At 70.0% G+C, this 17,673-nt stretch carries 15 protein-coding genes; 8 read left to right on the plus strand and 7 right to left on the minus strand.

Annotated elements, in window-relative coordinates:
* The first annotated feature begins 261 nt into the window (after positions 1-261).
* The 4 genes from AB0950_RS34750 (at position 262) to AB0950_RS34765 (ending at position 4,182) form a co-directional block, all read left to right on the plus strand.
* A complete protein-coding gene (locus AB0950_RS34750) occupies positions 262-1,635 on the plus strand; it encodes an extracellular solute-binding protein (protein ID WP_360155233.1) in 1,374 nt (457 codons plus the stop codon).
* Positions 1,632-2,495: a sugar ABC transporter permease gene (locus AB0950_RS34755; protein WP_366780213.1), complete on the plus strand. Its 864-nt coding sequence runs from the start codon at positions 1,632-1,634 to the stop codon at positions 2,493-2,495. The genes AB0950_RS34750 and AB0950_RS34755 overlap by 4 nt, the downstream gene beginning before the upstream one ends.
* Positions 2,495-3,322: a carbohydrate ABC transporter permease gene (locus AB0950_RS34760; protein WP_360155227.1), complete on the plus strand. Its 828-nt coding sequence runs from the start codon at positions 2,495-2,497 to the stop codon at positions 3,320-3,322. The genes AB0950_RS34755 and AB0950_RS34760 overlap by 1 nt, the downstream gene beginning before the upstream one ends.
* Before the next feature lie 164 nt (positions 3,323-3,486).
* Positions 3,487-4,182, plus strand: a complete 696-nt coding sequence (locus AB0950_RS34765) for a helix-turn-helix transcriptional regulator (protein ID WP_360574828.1) — start codon at positions 3,487-3,489, stop codon at positions 4,180-4,182.
* On the opposite strand, the gene AB0950_RS34770 is transcribed toward AB0950_RS34765, so the two are convergent.
* The gene (locus AB0950_RS34770) at positions 4,179-5,204 is read right to left on the minus strand and encodes an ATP-dependent 6-phosphofructokinase (protein WP_360155221.1); all 1,026 of its coding nucleotides are present in this window, start codon (positions 5,202-5,204) and stop codon (positions 4,179-4,181) included. The genes AB0950_RS34765 and AB0950_RS34770 overlap by 4 nt on opposite strands.
* A 211-nt stretch (positions 5,205-5,415) precedes the next feature.
* Here AB0950_RS34770 and pta point away from each other — a divergent pair, with 211 nt between their 5' ends.
* The 3 genes from pta (at position 5,416) to pyk (ending at position 10,238) form a co-directional block, all read left to right on the plus strand.
* Positions 5,416-7,491 carry a phosphate acetyltransferase gene (gene pta / locus AB0950_RS34775; RefSeq protein WP_360155218.1) on the plus strand — a complete coding sequence of 692 codons (2,076 nt, stop codon included), beginning with the start codon at positions 5,416-5,418 and terminating at the stop codon, positions 7,489-7,491.
* A gap of 23 nt (positions 7,492-7,514) precedes the next feature.
* Entirely contained in the window at positions 7,515-8,723 is a 1,209-nt protein-coding gene (locus AB0950_RS34780) for an acetate kinase (RefSeq protein ID WP_360155215.1), read from the plus strand.
* 87 nt (positions 8,724-8,810) lie between these two features.
* Positions 8,811-10,238 (plus strand): pyruvate kinase, encoded by a 1,428-nt coding sequence (pyk, locus tag AB0950_RS34785; RefSeq protein WP_360155212.1) that lies wholly within the window; start codon positions 8,811-8,813, stop codon positions 10,236-10,238.
* A gap of 116 nt (positions 10,239-10,354) precedes the next feature.
* Here pyk and AB0950_RS34790 read toward each other — a convergent pair whose 3' ends face one another.
* The 4 genes from AB0950_RS34790 to AB0950_RS34805 all read right to left on the minus strand — a co-directional run bounded on the left by AB0950_RS34790 (position 10,355) and on the right by AB0950_RS34805 (position 14,615).
* Positions 10,355-11,725, minus strand: a complete 1,371-nt coding sequence (locus AB0950_RS34790; protein WP_360574826.1) for a hypothetical protein — start codon at positions 11,723-11,725, stop codon at positions 10,355-10,357.
* On the minus strand, positions 11,715-12,269 hold the full coding sequence (locus tag AB0950_RS34795; RefSeq protein WP_360155207.1) for a DUF6114 domain-containing protein: 555 nt from the start codon (positions 12,267-12,269) through the stop codon (positions 11,715-11,717). Before AB0950_RS34795 ends, AB0950_RS34790 begins: the two co-directional genes overlap by 11 nt.
* A gap of 116 nt (positions 12,270-12,385) precedes the next feature.
* Entirely contained in the window at positions 12,386-13,024 is a 639-nt protein-coding gene (locus tag AB0950_RS34800; RefSeq protein ID WP_360155204.1) for a DUF6230 family protein, read from the minus strand.
* 625 nt (positions 13,025-13,649) lie between these two features.
* On the minus strand, positions 13,650-14,615 hold the full coding sequence (locus AB0950_RS34805; protein WP_360155202.1) for a tetratricopeptide repeat protein: 966 nt from the start codon (positions 14,613-14,615) through the stop codon (positions 13,650-13,652).
* 230 nt (positions 14,616-14,845) lie between these two features.
* Between AB0950_RS34805 and AB0950_RS34810 the strand changes: the two genes are divergently transcribed.
* Positions 14,846-15,463 (plus strand): TetR/AcrR family transcriptional regulator, encoded by a 618-nt coding sequence (locus tag AB0950_RS34810; protein ID WP_330337755.1) that lies wholly within the window; start codon positions 14,846-14,848, stop codon positions 15,461-15,463.
* A 6-nt stretch (positions 15,464-15,469) separates the two neighbouring features.
* On the opposite strand, the gene AB0950_RS34815 is transcribed toward AB0950_RS34810, so the two are convergent.
* Positions 15,470-17,170, minus strand: coding sequence for a methylmalonyl-CoA mutase family protein (locus AB0950_RS34815; RefSeq protein ID WP_360155198.1), 1,701 nt, complete (start codon positions 17,168-17,170; stop codon positions 15,470-15,472).
* A 119-nt stretch (positions 17,171-17,289) separates the two neighbouring features.
* Positions 17,290-17,628, minus strand: a complete 339-nt coding sequence (locus tag AB0950_RS34820; protein ID WP_351216123.1) for a DUF3817 domain-containing protein — start codon at positions 17,626-17,628, stop codon at positions 17,290-17,292.
* Between the last annotated feature and the right edge of the window lie 45 nt (positions 17,629-17,673).

The following is a 17,673-nucleotide window of genomic DNA, read 5'->3' on the forward strand; positions in this document are numbered from 1 at the left end:
CCGCACGCCTCGAGTGCGGCCACGGCGTGGAACAGCCACCGGTCCCGCCTTCACTCGCGCCAACGTCCCCGCAGAAGCCGCCGGGCCAGGCCGGCCTCGCCCGCGCCGGCGCCGCCGAACTGCCCGTCCGCCAGGCTGGCTTCAGGCCCCGCCGACCCGCATCGCCCAATCCGCGCACACGCATTGACCTGACTAGACCACTCCTCTTACCTTCGCACGGCAACCACCCAAGGCCACCGCGACGTGCGCCCGCAGGAGGTCATGCCCGTGCGCCCCACCGCCGCTCTCTCCGCCCTCCTGACCGCCGCTCTCGCCGCAAGCGCGCTCACCGCATGCGGCTCGGGCTCCGGCAGCGACCCGAACACCGTGAAGGTCTCCTACAAGCAGTCGACCGACAACTCGGTCAAGGTGATGGACACCTATCTCGCCGGGATCAAGAAGGACTTCGAGAAGGAGTACCCGGGCAAGAAGGTCCAGTTCGTGCCCATCAAGGCCCCGGACTCCGAGTACTACACCAAGCTCCAGCAGATGCTGCGCTCCCCGAGGACCGCGCCGGACCTGGTCTACGAGGACACCTTCCTCATCAACTCCGACATCACCAGCGGATACCTGAAGCCGCTCGATTCCTATCTGGCCAAGTGGCCCGACTGGAGCGAGTTCATCGGCACCGCGAAGGCCGCCGCCCAGGGCGAGGACGGGAAGACGTACGGCGTTCCGGACGGGACCGACACCCGCGGGCTGTGGTTCGACAAGCGGGTGTTCAAGAAGGCCGGGCTGCCGCTGAACTGGCAGCCGAGGAACTGGAACGACATCCTCGCCGCCGCCCGCACCATCAAGCGGAAGGTCCCCGGCGTCACCCCGCTCAACGTCTACACCGGCAAGCCGGCGGGCGAGCGGGCCACCATGCAGGGCATGGAGATGCTGCTGTACGGCACCGGCGACGGCAGGAGCGATCCGCTGTACGACAGCGGCAGCAAGAAGTGGATCGCGGGGAGCCAGGGGTTCACGGACTCGCTGAAGTTCGTCGAGACCGTCTACAAGGAGAAGCTGGGCCCGGACGTGTCCGACGCCCTCGACCCCAACTTCGCCACCACCGTCAACGGCGAGCTGCTCCCCCAGGGCAAACTCGGCATCGACCTCGACGGCTCCTGGCTGCCGCAGGCCTGGCTGCCGGGCAGCGGACACGAGTGGCCCGACTGGTCGAAGCAGCTGGGGCTGGCGTACATGCCCACCCAGAACGGGCAGGCGCCCGGCAAGGTGAGCATGTCCGGCGGCTGGACCTGGGCCGTCCCGGCCAAGGCCGGCCATCCCGACCTCGCCTTCGACTTCATCAAGACCCTGCAGACCGAGGCGAACGCCAAGAAGTGGTACATCGCCAACTCCGGCATCTCGGTCCGCAAGGACGTCGCCGCCGACCCGTCGTACGCCACCGCCCAGCCCGGCATCAAGTTCTTCACCGACCTGGTCTCCAGCACCCACTACCGGCCCGCGTACCCGGCGTACCCGAAGGTGTCGACGGCCGTCCAGGAGGCCATGGAGAGCGTCACCACGGGCGACGCGTCCGCACAGCAGGCGGCGCGTACCTACGACTCGACGCTCAAGGACGTCACCGGCGGCCAAGTGGTCCGGAAGTGAACGCCCGGCGCGGGATCACCCGGGCCCTGCCCCTCACCCCGGCCGTGGTGCTGATCCTGCTCTTCCTGGCCGGTCCGATCGCCTACTGCGTCTACATCGCCTTCACCGACCTCCAGCTGACCGGTCAGGCGCACGCGTCGTTCGTGGGGTTCGCCAACTTCCGGCGGGCCTTCCACGACGACGCGTTCCTGAACGCCGTATGGCTCACCCTGGTGTTCACCGTGCTGTCCTCGCTCGTCGGGCAGAACACCCTGGGGCTCGCCCTGGCCGCGCTGATGAAACGGGCGTCGAAACCGGTGCGCACGCTCACCGGCGGGATCGTCGTCACCGCCTGGGTGCTGCCGGAGGTGGTCGCCGGGTTCCTGCTGTACGCGTTCTTCCGGCGCGAGGGCACGCTGAACGCGATCCTGGACTGGCTCCATCTGCCGCGCCAGAACTGGCTGTTCACGCTCCCCGTCCTCGCGGTGTCCTTCGCCAACGTCTGGCGCGGCACGGCGTTCTCGATGCTCGTCTACTCCGCCGCGCTGGACGAGATACCGGCGGAGATCACGGAGGCCGCCGAGGTGGACGGGGCCGGCGGCTGGCGGCGGATGTGGCACATCACCCTGCCGATGATCCGGCGGTCCATCGGCACCAACCTCATGCTCAACACCCTGCAGACGCTGTCCGTCTTCGGGCTGATCTGGGTGATGACCCGGGGCGGCCCCGGGAACAAGAGCCAGACCCTGCCGCTGTTCATGTACGAGCAGGCCTTCCAGAACAGCATGATCGGGTACGGCACCGCGGTCGCCCTGCTCCTGCTGATCGTCGGCGCCCTGTTCTCCGTGGTGTACCTGCGGCTGCTGCGGACGGAGGTCTGATGGCCCGCGCACGCACCTCCCGGCGGCTGGCCGCCGACGCGGCGCTGCTGCTGGTCGCCGCCGCCTTCGCGCTGCCCCTGGCCTGGGTGGTGCTGTCCTCCGTGGATCCGCACGCGGACCTGCGGGTGAGGGTCCCGGACGGTGTCACCCTCGGCAACTTCGACGCGATCCTCACCCCGGACGTCACCTACACCCCGCTGCTCAACAGCCTGGTCCTGTGCGGCGGCGCCACCGCGCTGACCGTCGCCTGCGCGGCCCTCGCCGCCTATCCGCTCTCCCGGTTCCGGTCCCGGCTCAACCGGCCGTTCCTGCTGACGATCCTGTTCGCGACGAGCCTGCCGATCACCGCGATCATGGTGCCGGTGTACGCGCTGTTCGTGCGGGTGAACCTGATCGACACCCTGCAGGGCACCATCCTGTTCTTCGCGGCCTCCCAACTGCCGTTCGCCATCTGGCTGATGAAGAACTTCATGGACGGGGTGCCGAAGGAGCTGGAGGAGGCGGCCTGGACGGACGGGGCGTCCTCGGCGCAGTCCCTGGTGCGGATCGTGCTGCCGCTGATGGGCCCGGGACTCGCGGTCGTCACGGTGTTCTCGTTCGTGATGATGTGGGGGAACTTCTTCGTCCCGTTCATGCTGCTTCTCACCCCGGACCAGATGCCGGCCTCGGTCAGCATCAACGACTTCTTCGGCAACCGGGGCATGGTGGCGTACGGCCAGCTCGCCGCCTTCTCCGTCATCTACTCGACTCCGGTGATCCTGCTGTACGTGCTGGTGGCGCGGCGGCTGGGCGGCGGCTTCGCCCTCGGCGGGGCCGTCAAGGGATGAGCGGGAGGCGGTCGAGGGCTGCGCGGAGAGACGGTCAAGGGGGGCGCCTCAAGGGTGATGCGTCCGTTGCATACCGAACGGCCGGAACTGTGCGTTCCGACAAGCCGTGATCCTGTCCGAACCGACCGTAGCCATCCCGTCACGGCACGCCTAGCTTGTGCGGAGTGCGCCAACCCTCAGCTCCCCCCTTCAACGCCCCGGCGGCCCGCAGGCTGCGCGCCGCGCTCGGCATGGGACCCGAGCACGTCGCCTATGGTCTGCGGGCCTCGTACGGGCTGCCCTATGTGACCCCCGATCTGGTGATCGCCTGGGAACGCGGCACCGTCACCCCCAGCCACCCGGAACTGACCGCGCTGGCCGGGGTGTTGTGGTGTTCCCCGGGCGAACTCCTCGGCCGGCCGCAGACCCTGCGCGAGCACCGCGTCGCGCGGGCCGTCGCGGCGGAGGACGTCGCCCGCGCCGTCGGCATGGACCTGCGCGGCTATCTGCGCATGGAGGAGAGCGGGCAGTGGCGGGGCAACGAGCGCCAGTCGGCCGCGCTCGCGCGGGTGCTGGACCTCGCGCTGCCCGACTTCGTCGCCGTCACCGGCCGCGAGGCGAAGCTCGCCGACCTGCTGCACAGCGCGGTGACCACCCGCTGGCAGGCCTATGTGCGGCCGGTGCGCAGGCTGGTGCCCCTGGAGGCGGACGTCCTCGAGGGAGTGCTGCAGCAGCTCTACGACGACTACCAGGGGCACATGGCCGCCACCCTCAGCTGGGGTGGCGGCAGCAGGAGTGCGAGTGAGTCCGGCAAGGAGTTCCTCGACCGGATCGTGGAGAACTTCTGGACGGCGGTGGAGCTGGCGGACGGGACTGCCTAGAAGACCGACTCGGCCTCGTCCATGCGGTCCTTCGGGACGGTCTTCAGCTCGGTGACCGCCTCCGCGAGCGGCACCATCACGATGTCGGTGCCGCGCAGCGCGGTCATCCTCCCGAAGTCGCCCCGGTGCGCGGCCTCGACGGCGTGCCAGCCGAAGCGGGTGGCGAGGACGCGGTCGTAGGCGGTGGGGACGCCGCCGCGCTGGACGTGGCCGAGGATGACCGGCTTGGCCTCCTTGCCCAGGCGCCGCTCCAGCTCGTACGCCAGGGCGGTGCCGATGCCCTGGAAGCGCTCGTGGCCGTACTGGTCGATCTCGCCCTTGCCGTAGTCCATGCTGCCCTCGGCGGGGTGGGCGCCCTCGGCGACGCAGATGACGGCGAACTTCTTGCCGCGGGCGAACCGCTCCTCGACCATCTTGACCAGGTCGGCGGGGTCGAAGGGGCGCTCGGGCAGGCAGATGCCGTGGGCGCCGGCGGCCATGCCGGACTCCAGGGCGATCCAGCCGGCGTGCCGGCCCATGACCTCGACGACCATCACCCGCTGGTGGGACTCGGCGGTGGTCTTCAGGCGGTCCATGGCCTCGGCGGCCACGGTCACGGCGGTGTCGAAGCCGAAGGTGCGGTCGGTGGAGGAGATGTCGTTGTCGATGGTCTTCGGCACGCCGACCACCGGAAGACCGGCGTCGGAGAGCATGCGGGCCGCGGTCAGCGTGCCCTCGCCGCCGATCGGGATCAGCGCGTCGATGCCGAACTCCTCGACCATGTCGGCGGCGCCCTCGCACGCCTCGCGCAGCCGGTCGCGCTGGAGCCGGGAGGAGCCGAGGATGGTGCCGCCGCGGGCCAGGATGCCGCTGACCCCGTCCAGGTCGAGGGTGCGGTAGTGCCGGTCGAGCAGACCCCGGTAGCCGTCCTCGAAGCCGATGACCTCGTCGCCGTACTGCGCGACCGCCCGGTGCACGACCGACCGGATCACGGCGTTCAGGCCGGGGCAGTCGCCGCCTGCGGTGAGAACTCCGATGCGCATCGTGCTGTGTCTCCTGCTCGCTGTCGTATGCCGGTGAGCCGGTGTCAATTCTTTCACGTCCACCGGGGCAGTGGGTCACTTGACGGGCGCCTTATCCGGCGGCGGAGGTATTGTCAAGAGGGTTCTGCTCACCTCGGTGGGCGATTTTTATGCCGAAGAACGGGACCTTCGGGACAGACCAGGCTGATGACATGAGGAACGGAGTGGACGCGTGACGCGCAGCGTGTACGTGACCGGGATCGACCGCGGTGACGGCCGCCAGGTCGTGGAGCTGGGGGTCATGGAGCTCCTGACCCGGCAGGTCGACCGGGTGGGCGTGTTCCGTCCGCTCGTGCACGACGGCCCGGACCGGCTCTTCGAGCTGCTGCGGGCCCGGTACCGCCTGGCGCAGGACCCGGCCACCGTCTACGGCATGGACTACCGGGAGGCGTCCGCGCTCCAGGCCGAGCAGGGCGCCGACGAGCTGGTGTCCGCGCTGGTCGACCGCTTCCACCTGGTGGCGCGCGACTACGACGTCGTCCTCGTCCTCGGCACCGACTTCGCCGACACCCAGCTGCCGGACGAGCTGTCCCTGAACGCCCGCCTCGCCAACGAGTTCGCCGCCTCGGTGATCCCGGTGGTGGGCGGCCGCGGGCAGAGCGCCGAGGCGGTGCTCGCCGAGACCCGCAACGCCTACCGGGCGTACGACGGCCTGGGCTGCGACGTGCTGGCGATGGTCACCAACCGGGTGGCCCGCGAGGACCGCGACGAGATCGCCGGGCGGCTCGTGGACCGGCTGCCGGTGCCCTGCTACGTCGTCCCCGACGAGCCCGCACTGTCCGCGCCGACCGTCTCCCAGATCGCCCAGGCCCTGGACGCCAAGGTGCTGCTCGGCGACGACTCCGGGCTCGCCCGCGACGCCCTCGGCTTCGTCTTCGGCGGCGCGATGCTGCCCAACCTCCTCACCGCCCTGACCCCCGGCTGCCTGGTGGTGACCCCGGGCGACCGCGCCGACCTGGTCGTCGGCTCGCTGGCCGCGCACAGCGCCGGGACCCCGCCGATCGCCGGCGTGCTGCTGACCCTGGACGAGGTGCCGAGCGAGGAGATCCTCACCCTGGCCGCCCGGCTCGCCCCGGGCACGCCGGTGCTCTCGGTGACCGGCAACTCCTTCCCCACCGCCGAGCGGCTGTTCTCGCTGGAGGGCAAGCTGAACGCGGCCACCCCGCGCAAGGCGGAGACCGCGCTCGGCCTGTTCGAGCGGTACGCCGACACCGCCGACCTGGCCGCGCGGGTGAGCGCCCCCAGCACCGACCGGGTCACCCCGATGATGTTCGAGCACAAGCTGCTGGAGCAGGCCCGCGCCGACAAGCGCCGGGTCGTCCTCCCGGAGGGCACCGAGGAGCGGGTGCTGCACGCGGCCGAGGTGCTGCTGCGCCGGGGTGTGTGCGACCTGACCCTGCTCGGCCCCGAGGACCAGATCCGCAAGAAGGCCGCCGACCTCGGCATCGACCTGGGCGACACCCGGCTGATCGACCCGGCCACCAGCGAGCTGCGCGACTCCTTCGCCGAGAAGTACGCGGCCCTGCGCGCGCACAAGGGCGTCACGGTCGAGCTGGCCTACGACGTCGTCTCGGACGTCAACTACTTCGGCACCCTGATGGTCCAGGAGGGCCTGGCCGACGGCATGGTCTCCGGGTCGGTGCACTCCACGGCGGCCACCATCCGCCCGGCCTTCGAGATCATCAAGACCAAGCCCGAGTCGTCGATCGTCTCGTCCGTCTTCTTCATGTGCCTGGCCGACAAGGTGCTGGTCTACGGCGACTGCGCGGTCAACCCGGACCCGAACGCGCAAGCGCTCGCGGACATCGCCATCCAGTCGGCGGGCACGGCCGCGCGGTTCGGTGTGGAGCCGAGGATCGCGATGCTGTCGTACTCCACGGGCACCTCCGGTTCCGGCGCCGACGTCGACAAGGTGCGCGAGGCGACCGAGCTGGCCCGCTCGCGCCGCCCGGACCTGAAGATCGAGGGGCCGATCCAGTACGACGCGGCCGTGGAGCCGTCCGTGGCCGCCACCAAGCTGCCCGGCTCGCAGGTCGCGGGGCAGGCCAGCGTGCTGATCTTCCCTGACCTCAACACCGGCAACAACACCTACAAGGCCGTGCAGCGCTCGGCCGGCGCGATCGCTGTCGGGCCGGTCCTGCAGGGTCTGCGCAAGCCGGTCAACGACCTGTCCCGGGGCGCGCTCGTCCAGGACATCGTCAACACCGTCGCCATCACGGCGATCCAGGCCCAGACGTCCGCCAACTGAGCACAGAGAGCTTCCTCATCACCGTGACCGCGACCCGTGTCCTCGTCCTCAACTCCGGCTCCTCGTCGGTGAAGTACCAGCTGCTCGACATGCGCGACGAAAGCCGGCTCGCCGTCGGCCTGGTCGAGCGCATCGGCGAGCAGACCTCCCGGCTCAGGCACACCTGCCTCGCCACCGGCGACACCCGCGAGCAGACCGGGCCGATCGCCGACCACGACGCCGCGCTGAAGGCCGTCGCCGAGGAGCTGCGCCGGGACGGCCTCGGCCTCGACTCGCCGGAACTGGCCGCGATCGGGCACCGGGTGGTGCACGGCGGCATGTTCTTCACCGAACCGACCGTCATCGACGACGCCGTGCTCACCGAGATCGAGCGGCTGATCCCGGTCGCCCCGCTGCACAACCCGGCCAACCTGACCGGCATCCGCACCGCCCAGGGGATGCGCCCCGACCTGCCCCAGGTCGCCGTGTTCGACACCGCGTTCCACACGACGATGCCGGAGCCGGCGGCGCGCTACGCGATCGACCCGAAGATCGCCGACCGGTACCGCATCCGCCGCTACGGCTTCCACGGCACCTCGCACGCCTACGTCTCGCGGGAGACCGCCCGGCTGCTGGGCAAGGACCCGTCCGAGGTCAACGTGATCGTGCTGCACCTGGGCAACGGCGCCTCGGCGTCGGCGGTGCGGCGCGGCCGGTGCGTGGACACCTCCATGGGGCTGACGCCTTTGGAGGGACTGGTGATGGGTACGCGCTCCGGTGATGTGGATCCGGCCGTCATCTTCCATTTGGCCCGGGTTGGGGATATGTCCATGGACGAGATCGACACTCTTCTCAACAAGAGGAGCGGTCTGTTCGGTCTGTGCGGGGACAACGACATGCGGGAGATCCGCCGCCGGATCGACGAGGGGGACGCGGAGGCCGCTCTCGCGTTCGACATTTACATTCACCGGATCAAGAAGTACATCGGCGCCTATTACGCCGTGCTCGGGACGGTGGACGCGGTCGCGTTCACCGCCGGCGTCGGCGAGAACGCGGCGCCCGTACGGGAGGCGGCGATCGCGGGCCTTGCGGGACTTGGGCTGGCGGTCGACCCGGACCGGAACGCGCTGCGAGCGGACGAGGCCAGGCTGATCTCTCCCGACGATGCGCGTGTCGCGGTCGCTGTGGTGCCGACGGATGAAGAACTGGAGATCGCGACGCAGACCTACGCACTGGTCGGAAAGAACAACTGAATAGCAGCACCTGAGCGGTGCGCCACTCATTTGTATCTTCCGCCAGACGGAATATTCCGTAGCGAAACAAACCGATAGGATCGCCCCATGCGCCGTTCGAAAATCGTCTGTACTCTCGGCCCCGCGGTCGACTCCCACGAGATGCTCGTCGCCATGATCGAGGCGGGCATGAACGTGGCCCGGTTCAACTTCAGTCACGGCTCCCACGCCGAGCACCAGGCGCGGTACGACCGCGTCCGGGCCGCCTCCAAGGAGACCGGCCGGCCCATCGGCGTCCTCGCCGACCTGCAGGGCCCGAAGATCCGCCTGGAGACCTTCGCCGAGGGTCCGGTCGAACTCGAGCGCGGTGACGAGTTCGTCATCACCATTGAGGACGTCCCGGGCGACAAGCACATCTGCGGTACGACGTACAAGGGGCTGCCGGGCGACGTCGCGCGCGGCGACCAGGTCCTGATCAACGACGGCAACGTCGAGCTGAAGGTGCTGGACGTCGAGGGCCCCCGGGTGAAGACGATCGTCATCGAGGGCGGTGTCGTCTCCGACCACAAGGGCATCAACCTGCCCGGCGCGGCCGTCAACGTGCCCGCGCTGAGCGACAAGGACGTCGAGGACCTGCGCTTCGCCCTCCGCATGGGCTGCGACCTGGTCGCGCTGTCCTTCGTCCGGGACGCCAAGGACATCCAGGACGTGCACCGCGTCATGGACGAGGAGGGCCGCCGGGTCCCGGTCATCGCCAAGGTGGAGAAGCCGCAGGCGGTGGAGAACATGGAGGACGTCGTGATGGCGTTCGACGGTGTGATGGTCGCCCGCGGCGACCTCGCCGTCGAGTACCCGCTCGAGAAGGTCCCCATGGTGCAGAAGCGCCTGATCGAGCTGTGCCGGCGCAACGCCAAGCCGGTGATCGTGGCGACCCAGATGATGGAGTCGATGATCACCAACTCCCGCCCGACCCGCGCCGAGGCCTCCGACGTGGCCAACGCGATCCTGGACGGCGCCGACGCGGTCATGCTGAGCGCCGAGTCGTCGGTGGGCGCCTACCCGGTCGAGACGGTCAAGACCATGTCGAAGATCGTCGCCGCCGCCGAGCAGGAGCTGCTCTCCAAGGGCCTGCAGCCGCTGGTGCCGGGCAAGAAGCCGCGCACCCAGGGCGGTTCGGTGGCCCGTGCCGCCGCCGAGATCGCCGACTTCCTCGGCGGCCGGGGCCTGATCGCCTTCACCCAGTCCGGTGACACCGCGCGCCGGCTCTCCCGCTACCGCGCGACCCAGCCGATCATCGCGTTCACCACCGATGAGTCCACCCGCAACCAGCTCACCCTGAGCTGGGGCGTGGAGCCGCACGTCGTGCCGTTCGTGAACAGCACGGACGAGATGGTCGACCTCGTCGACCAGGAGATCGCCAAGCTGCACCGCTTCGACGCGGGCGACACGGTCATCATCACCGCCGGCTCGCCCCCCGGCGTCCCCGGCACCACCAACATGCTGCGCGTCCACCACCTGGGCACGCAGACCGGCTGACGGCCCCCGCAAGGGTCTCGTACGGCCGCAAGGGTCTGTACGGCGCTGAGGGCGCCCCCTGGAGCAGGGGGCGCCCTCAGCTGTGTGCGGCTCCCGAACGGGCTTCGCGCGACCGGTCAGTCGGTCGTGTACACGTGCATGCCGGGCACGTGCAGATTGCCGCCGAACTGAGCCGCCTGCACCACGTGGACGTTGGTGAAGTAGATCAGCGGGAGGTTCAGCGGGGGCGGGCTGTCGGGCGTGAACGTCATCGGGATCAGACCGAACAGGTTGCCCGAGATGCTCTGGGTGTACATCGTGGTGGCGCCGCCCCGGATGGTGGACGTCGAGCCCTTGGCCGCCTGCACGTGGTAGGTCTTGCCGGAGAGCTTGTCGTTCACCGTCTGGTGCAGGTCGCCGATGTCCGTGCCGTCGGAGATGACGTACTTCAGCACCTTCTTGGTGGTGCCGGAGGCCGTCTTCACCTCGACGATGCCCTGGTAGTCGGCGCCCTTGAGCAGCAGTGAGCTGGCGCTCAGGTACCACGGGTCGTCCGCGACCGGCACCTTGTTGTCGACGCCGCCCTCGTCGGTGGTGGCCGCCGGGCAGTCCTCCGCCGAGGCGCTGGAGCTCGCCGACGGGCTCGGCGTGGCCGACGCGGCCGTGTCCTTGACGGCCTTGGTGGCGTCCGAGGCCGTCTTGGAGACCGTGTCGGTGGTCTTCTTCACCGTGTCCCCGACCGTCTTGGTGGTCTTGGAGACGGTGTCGTTCACCGTGTCGGTGAGCTTGGAACCGGACGACGAGCCGGACGCCGACGAGGAGGGCGAGGAGGACGACGCGCTCGCCGAGGGGGTCGCGGACGGCGTCGGGCTCGCGGAGGACCCACTGGAGTCCTTGCCGCCGCCCAGGATGCCGCCGAGCGTGTCGCCGAGGGTGCCCAGCAGACCGCCGCTGCTCTTGGACGCGGTCGGCGTGGGCGTGGCCGAGCCGTCGCCGGAACCGGACGACGAGCCCGAGCCCGAGCCGGACGAGCCGGAGGTCGCGGTCGGCTTGGACGTGGCCTTGTCGCCGGCACCTGAATCCGGCGAAGAGGCCGTGCCCGTGTCACCGGACTTGGTGTCCTTGGCGTCCTTCGCGTCCTTGGCGTCGGCGCTCGCCGAGGGCGACGGCGTGGCCGTGTCACCGCTCTTCGAGGCGGACGGCGAGGGCGAGGCGGAGGCGTCCTTGGAGCTGTCCAGCGCCGTGACGCAGTCCTTGTACTCGTCCGCCGTCAGGCTCTTGGCCGTGGTCGACGGGGACGGGCTGCCGCCGCCGGCCGCGAGGGCCAGGGAGGACGTGAAGCCCATGCCCATCAGCACCGCCGTCGGCATCGCCACGGAGGCGATCGCCTTGCCGGCCGGCATGTGGAACCTGGTGAACAGCGGCTTTCTGGGCGCCGCGTGGCGGGGACCGGATCTCGCACGGGACCCGTCCACATCGGTCCCGCGGGTCACCTCGTCAGCCGGCACTGTGCCTCCCGTTCGCCCCGTTGGCCGGGCTCGTTCCTGACAGGTCGTTCGCCCCGTACCCGCCGTCCACGCGCTTGTCGAGCAGCGGAGCGGTCTGCGGGGCACCGGCCTCGCCCGGCGCCGCCTCGGCCGGCGGCTGCTGCGCGGACGCGCCGGGGGCCCACGCCACGGCCATCGCCCCGCCGATGAGGGCGAAGAGGAAGCCCAGCACGAAGCCGCCGAAGTTGGACACGGGGATGGACACCAGCGCGAGCAGGATCGCGGCCACTCCGGCGAAGACCCGTACGTGCTTCTGGAACCAGAGGCTGATGCCCAGGACGATCAGCAGCACGCCGATGATCAGGGACCCGGCTCCCGCGGTGGTCGCCATCGCCAGCGTGAGATGACCGAACTGGAGGTGGGCGTACGGGAAGTACATGATCGGAAAGCCGCCGAGGATGACGAACAGTCCGGCCCAGAACGGACGCGTGCCCCGCCAGGCGCGGAACTGCAGCCTCCGGCGGGTGAACTGGCCGGGTGCGGCGGCAGAGGTCTCGGCGCTCATGGAAAACAGCTCCCTGGTGCGGCGTTGCTGTGGTGGTGATGTGTGCCGCGTGTGAAACACGGCCGGAGAGTGGACGGGCGGGGGCGCCACCGGCTCCCCCGCCCCTCACCTTGTGCTCAGTAGCACTCGTGCGTACCCGTCGACAGCGACATGTGCAGACCGCTGAGCTTGAAGGTACCCGCTGTGGTCGCCCACGCCGTCTGCTTGACGCCGTCCAGCGTGGCCGAATCGGCCTGCTGGGCGAAGCCGTACGGGTTGGCCTGCTCGCCGCCGCCCTTCATGCCCGGACCCTTGCCGGCGTCCTTGGCGGCAACACCGATGTCGATGTTCTTGAAGGTCGCGTCGGCGTTCAGGTCGGCGACATCGATGTAGATGTTGTCGGCCTGGACCTTGTCGTGACCCGCACCGCCGGCCCGCAGGATCAGGCTGACGCTGCCGAAGACCGGCACGTCAGGGGTGACCACGGACTGGCACAGGTTGGTGATCTCGGCGTGCTTGAACGCCGAGACGGCCACCGGGTGAGCCGTCTTCTGGCCGTCCATCGTGTAACCGCTGTCGATGGCGCCGTACTGCTCGAAGCCGGTGCCCACGAGCTGGTCGGCGGACACCTTGAACGACTGACCGGAGACGCTGAACGAAGCGGCCAGAGCGCCCTGCGCGAGGGCGACACCTATCGCGGCCGTCGCGGCGACGCTGGGCACCATGACCACAGCGAACCGCTTCCATCTGGTCCCGCCACGCACCTGGGACTCCATATTTCCTCCTTCTCGGACGTACATCTCCTGGCCCGGGCCGGCCACCAGTCGGCGGCTCGACCAGGCAGGGATGGGAGAAGTGCTACGTCCTCGGGAAGGAGAGCGCCCGCGCTCGGTGGCGCGAACCGCGCCCGAATCACCGGCGATCACCCCCGAGCGACAACCACTGGTCGCGCACGACACGCATCACGCACAACCTTGCTTGGACAGGCTTCGCCGAGTGGACGAAGACCCCCCTGCCCTAGAGCCGGCGCCACTGCCGCCGGCTCTGCTCGGTGGGGACCCAGAGTCTCCCGTGACCCGACCGGCTGCCGGGGTGTGGGAATGGACCGAGCGTCGCCGATCGTGGTGCATTCTCGCGCCGGGCACAAGGGGGTTCGTTACTGGCTAGTAACGGCCGGATAACCGCAGGACGACCGAGCGGTCTCGGAGCGCGACGCTCGGTGGCAATCGGGGGCAGAGCAAAGCCGTTGATCCGTGGACGAATCCAGACAGACCAACGGCCTCGACTTACTCGCAGTAACAGTTCGACCGATTACCAAGATTTGGCAAAGAGCCGCCGCCGTGACGACTCGTCGGCAAACCTTTCACCCCGGCATCACAAGCCGTGGCGTTTAGCGACTGGTCAGAACAGGGCGCGCGCGAGCGCCCTTCGCGCGCCCACCACACGCGGGTCCTCGGGCCCCACGACCTCGAACAGCTCCAGCAGCCGGCGCCGCACGGTGTCCCGGTCGTCACCCGCCGTACGCTGCACGGTCTCGATCAGCCGGCCGAAGGCGTCCTCGACATGACCGCCCACCAGGTCCAGGTCGGCGGCGGCGATCTGCGCGTCGACGTCCTTGGGCTTCCCGGCCGCCTCCTGACGGACCTTCTGGGGGTCGAAGCCCTGCACCCGCTGGAGCAACTCCGCCTGCGCGAGGCCGAGTTTGGCCTCGGGGTGGCCCGGGTCGTCGGCCAGCACGTTCTTGTACGCCTGGATGGCGCCGCCCAGGTCGCCGGCGTCCAGGGCCTGAGCGGCGGCGTTCAGCGCCGCGTCGTACGGCCCCGTCTGCTCGACGGCCGTGCCGCCGGGCTGCGCGTCCGGGTCGACGCTCAGGCCGGTGAGGCCGAACCGCTCCTCGGCCACCTGCACCAGCTGGTCCAGCGTCTGCCGGATCTGCTGCTCGGGGGCGGCGCCCTGGAACAGCGGCAGCGCCTGTCCGGCCACGACGGCGAACACGGCGGGGATGCCCTGGATCCCGAACTGCTGCATCAGCATCTGGTTGGCGTCGACGTCGATCTTGGCGAGGAGGAAGCGCCCGTTGTACTCGACGGCCAGCCGCTCCAGGACCGGGCTCAGCTGCTTGCAGGGCTGACACCACTCGGCCCAGAAGTCGATGACGACCGGGACTTCGGCGGACCGCTGGAGGACATCGCGCTCGAAGCCCGCCTCATCGACGTCGATGACGAGATCGGCCGGGGTGACGGCGCCCGTGCCGCCGTGCCGGGCGGCCTCCGTGCGCGCCTGCTCGGCCTTGGCCTTGGCCTCCTGGGCCGCCTTCACCGCGGCGAGGTCGACGACGCCGCTCATGGACATGTTCCGTGGCTGCATGCGTCTATCCTCCCCCGTTACCGCGTCGAAACGAAAAACACCGTGCGCGGGCGCCGGGTCCCCACCCGCGCCCCCATGTCATCGCGTGCGTCCGCCTCGTGTACGTCCGTCACGAGCCGGCCCACGCTTTCGCTACGAGTCGTAGCGTAATGCCATCGGGGTCCCGCACGACACCAGTACCCGGTGATCTCCCTCACGACCGCACAGATCCCGCCGGTTATGGTCGAGGAATGCAGAGCCGCACCCCCGCCAGCCGTACCGGGCGCCCGCGCAGCGCCGCCGCGGACGCCGCGATCCTGGCCGCGACCAGGCAGGCTCTGGTGGAACTCGGCTGGTCCAAGCTCACCCTGGGAGACGTGGCGACCCGCGCCGGGGTCGCGAAGACGACGCTGTACCGCCGCTGGGCCGGCAAGCACGAGCTGGTGTGCGACGCGGTGGCGGAGCTCTTCGACGAGCTGGAGCTTCCCGACCGGGGCAGCCTGGCCGCGGACATCGAGGGCGTGGTGCTGCAGTTCGCGGCGATCCTGGCCCGCCCGGAGGCGAAGAGTGGCCTGATGGCGGTGGTCGCCGAGTCCACCCGCGACGACGCGCTGCGCGAGCGCATCCGCTCCTCCATCGTGGAACGCCAGATGCGCCTGGTCCTTCAGGGCCGCGCCCGCGCCGAGAGCCGCGGCGAACTGCCCCCGGTGCCCGAGCCGGAGGAGGCCGCCCGCACGGTGGAGCTGATCTTCGACGTGGTGGCGGGCGCGGTGGTGCACCGCACCCTGGTGAGCGGCAAACCGGCGGACGAGGAGTGGGTACGCGACTTCACCCGGGTCCTGCTGCAGGGCCTGACCTCGTCCGCCTGAGCCGGCTCAGAAACCGGCGGGCTCCGTGTAGACGCCCCACTCGTCGCGCAGCACCCCGCAGATCTCGCCGAGCGTCGCCTCGGCCCGTACCGCGTCGAGCATCGGCTCGATCATGTTGGAGCCGTCGCGGGCGGCCGCCAGCATGCCGTCGAGGGCGGCGCGCACGGCCGCGTCGTCCCGGGCGGCCTTCCGCTCGGCCAGCACCCGCACCTGCTCGCGCTCCACCTCGTGGCTGACCCGCAGGATCTCCAGGTCCCCGGTGACCGAACCGGTGTGGACGTTGACGCCGACGACCTTCTTGTCGCCCTTCTCCAGCGCCTGCTGGTAGCGGAAGGCGGACTCGGCGATCTCGCCGGTGAACCAGCCGTCCTCGATCCCGCGCAGGATCCCGGACGTCATCGGCCCGATGGGGTGCTGTCCGTCCGGGTGGGCCCGCAGACCCCGCTCCTTGATCTGCTCGAAGATCTTCTCCGCGTCGGCCTCGATCCGGTCCGTCAGCTGCTCGACGTACCACGAACCGCCCAGCGGGTCCGCCACGTTGGCGACGCCGGTCTCCTCCATCAGCACCTGCTGCGTGCGCAGCGCGATCTCCGCGGCCTGTTCGCTGGGCAGCGCGAGGGTCTCGTCGAGGGCGTTGGTGTGCAGCGAGTTGGTCCCGCCGAGGACGGCCGCCAGCGCCTCCACGGCCGTACGGACGACGTTGTTGTACGGCTGCTGGGCCGTCAGCGACACACCGGCCGTCTGCGTGTGGAACCGCAGCCACTGCGCCTTGTCGCTCTGCGCGCCGTACACGTCGCGCATCCAGCGCGCCCAGATGCGGCGCGCGGCACGGAACTTGGCGATCTCCTCGAAGAAGTCGACGTGCGCGTCGAAGAAGAAGGACAGGCCCGGGGCGAAGACGTCCACGTCCAGGCCGCGGCTGAGCCCCAGTTCGACGTACCCGAATCCGTCCGCCAGCGTGTACGCCAGTTCCTGCGCGGCCGTCGCACCCGCCTCACGGATGTGGTAGCCGGACACGGACAGCGGCTTGTAGGCGGGGATGCCGGCGGCGCAGTGCTCCATGAGGTCGCCGATCAGGCGCAGATGGGGCTCGGGCTGGAACAGCCACTCCTTCTGCGCGATGTACTCCTTGAAGATGTCGGTCTGGAGCGTGCCGTTGAGCACCGACGGGTCCACGCCCTGCCGCTCGGCGGCGACCAGGTACATGCAGAAGACCGGCACGGCCGGACCGCTGATGGTCATGGACGTGGTCACGTCGCCCAGCGGGATGTCCTTGAACAGGACCTCCATGTCGGCGGCGGAGTCGATGGCGACGCCGCAGTGGCCGACCTCGCCGAGCGAGCGGGGGTCGTCGGAGTCGCGCCCCATGAGCGTCGGCATGTCGAAGGCGACGGACAGGCCCCCGCCGCCGGCGGCGAGGATCATCTTGTACCGCTCGTTGGTCTGCTCGGCGTTGCCGAACCCGGCGAACTGCCGGATCGTCCAGGTGCGCCCGCGGTAGCCGGTCGGATGGAGCCCGCGCGTGAAGGGGTACTCCCCCGGCCAGCCGATGCGTTCGAATCCCTGGTACGTGTCGCCCGGTCGGGGCCCGTACACCGGCTCCACGGGGTCACCGGAGAGCGTGGTGAAGTCTGCGTCGCGCTTGCGTGCGGCGTCGTAGCGGGCCTGCCAGCGGCGGCGGCCCTCCTCGATGGCGTGAGCGTCCATACCATCGAATTTACTTGGACGTCCTAGTAAATGTCGATGGCAGAGGGCCGTCCGGTGGGGTGGGCCGGGCCACACGGCGGGCACGGGGCCCGCCGCACGGCGTCCGTACGGCGGGCGGGCTACGCCTTGGCGACGGCCGGGGCCTGGTCGGCGACCTTGGCCTCCAGCTCGCGGCTGATCCTGCGCTCGACGAAGAAGGCGGCGGTGGGAATCGTCCCCGCCAGCAGCACCCACAGCTGCTTGCCGATCGGCATCTTCGTCTTCGAGCCCAGGTCGAAGGCGACGACGAGGTAGACGACGTACAGCCAGCCGTGGGCGATGGCGACGACCCGGGTCACGTCGGCCGCACCGCTGATGTCCAGCCCGTACTTCGCGATCATGCTCAGACACAGCAGCACCAGCAGGACACCGGTGGTGTAGGCCATGACGCGGTAGCGGGTCAGCACGCTCTTCTTCATGGAGTCGAGCGTAACCACCCGTTCCGGGAGATCTTGCCCGGGGTG

The organism is Streptomyces sp. NPDC007189, from assembly GCF_040703635.1.
In the GTDB taxonomy this organism is placed as follows: domain Bacteria; phylum Actinomycetota; class Actinomycetes; order Streptomycetales; family Streptomycetaceae; genus Streptomyces.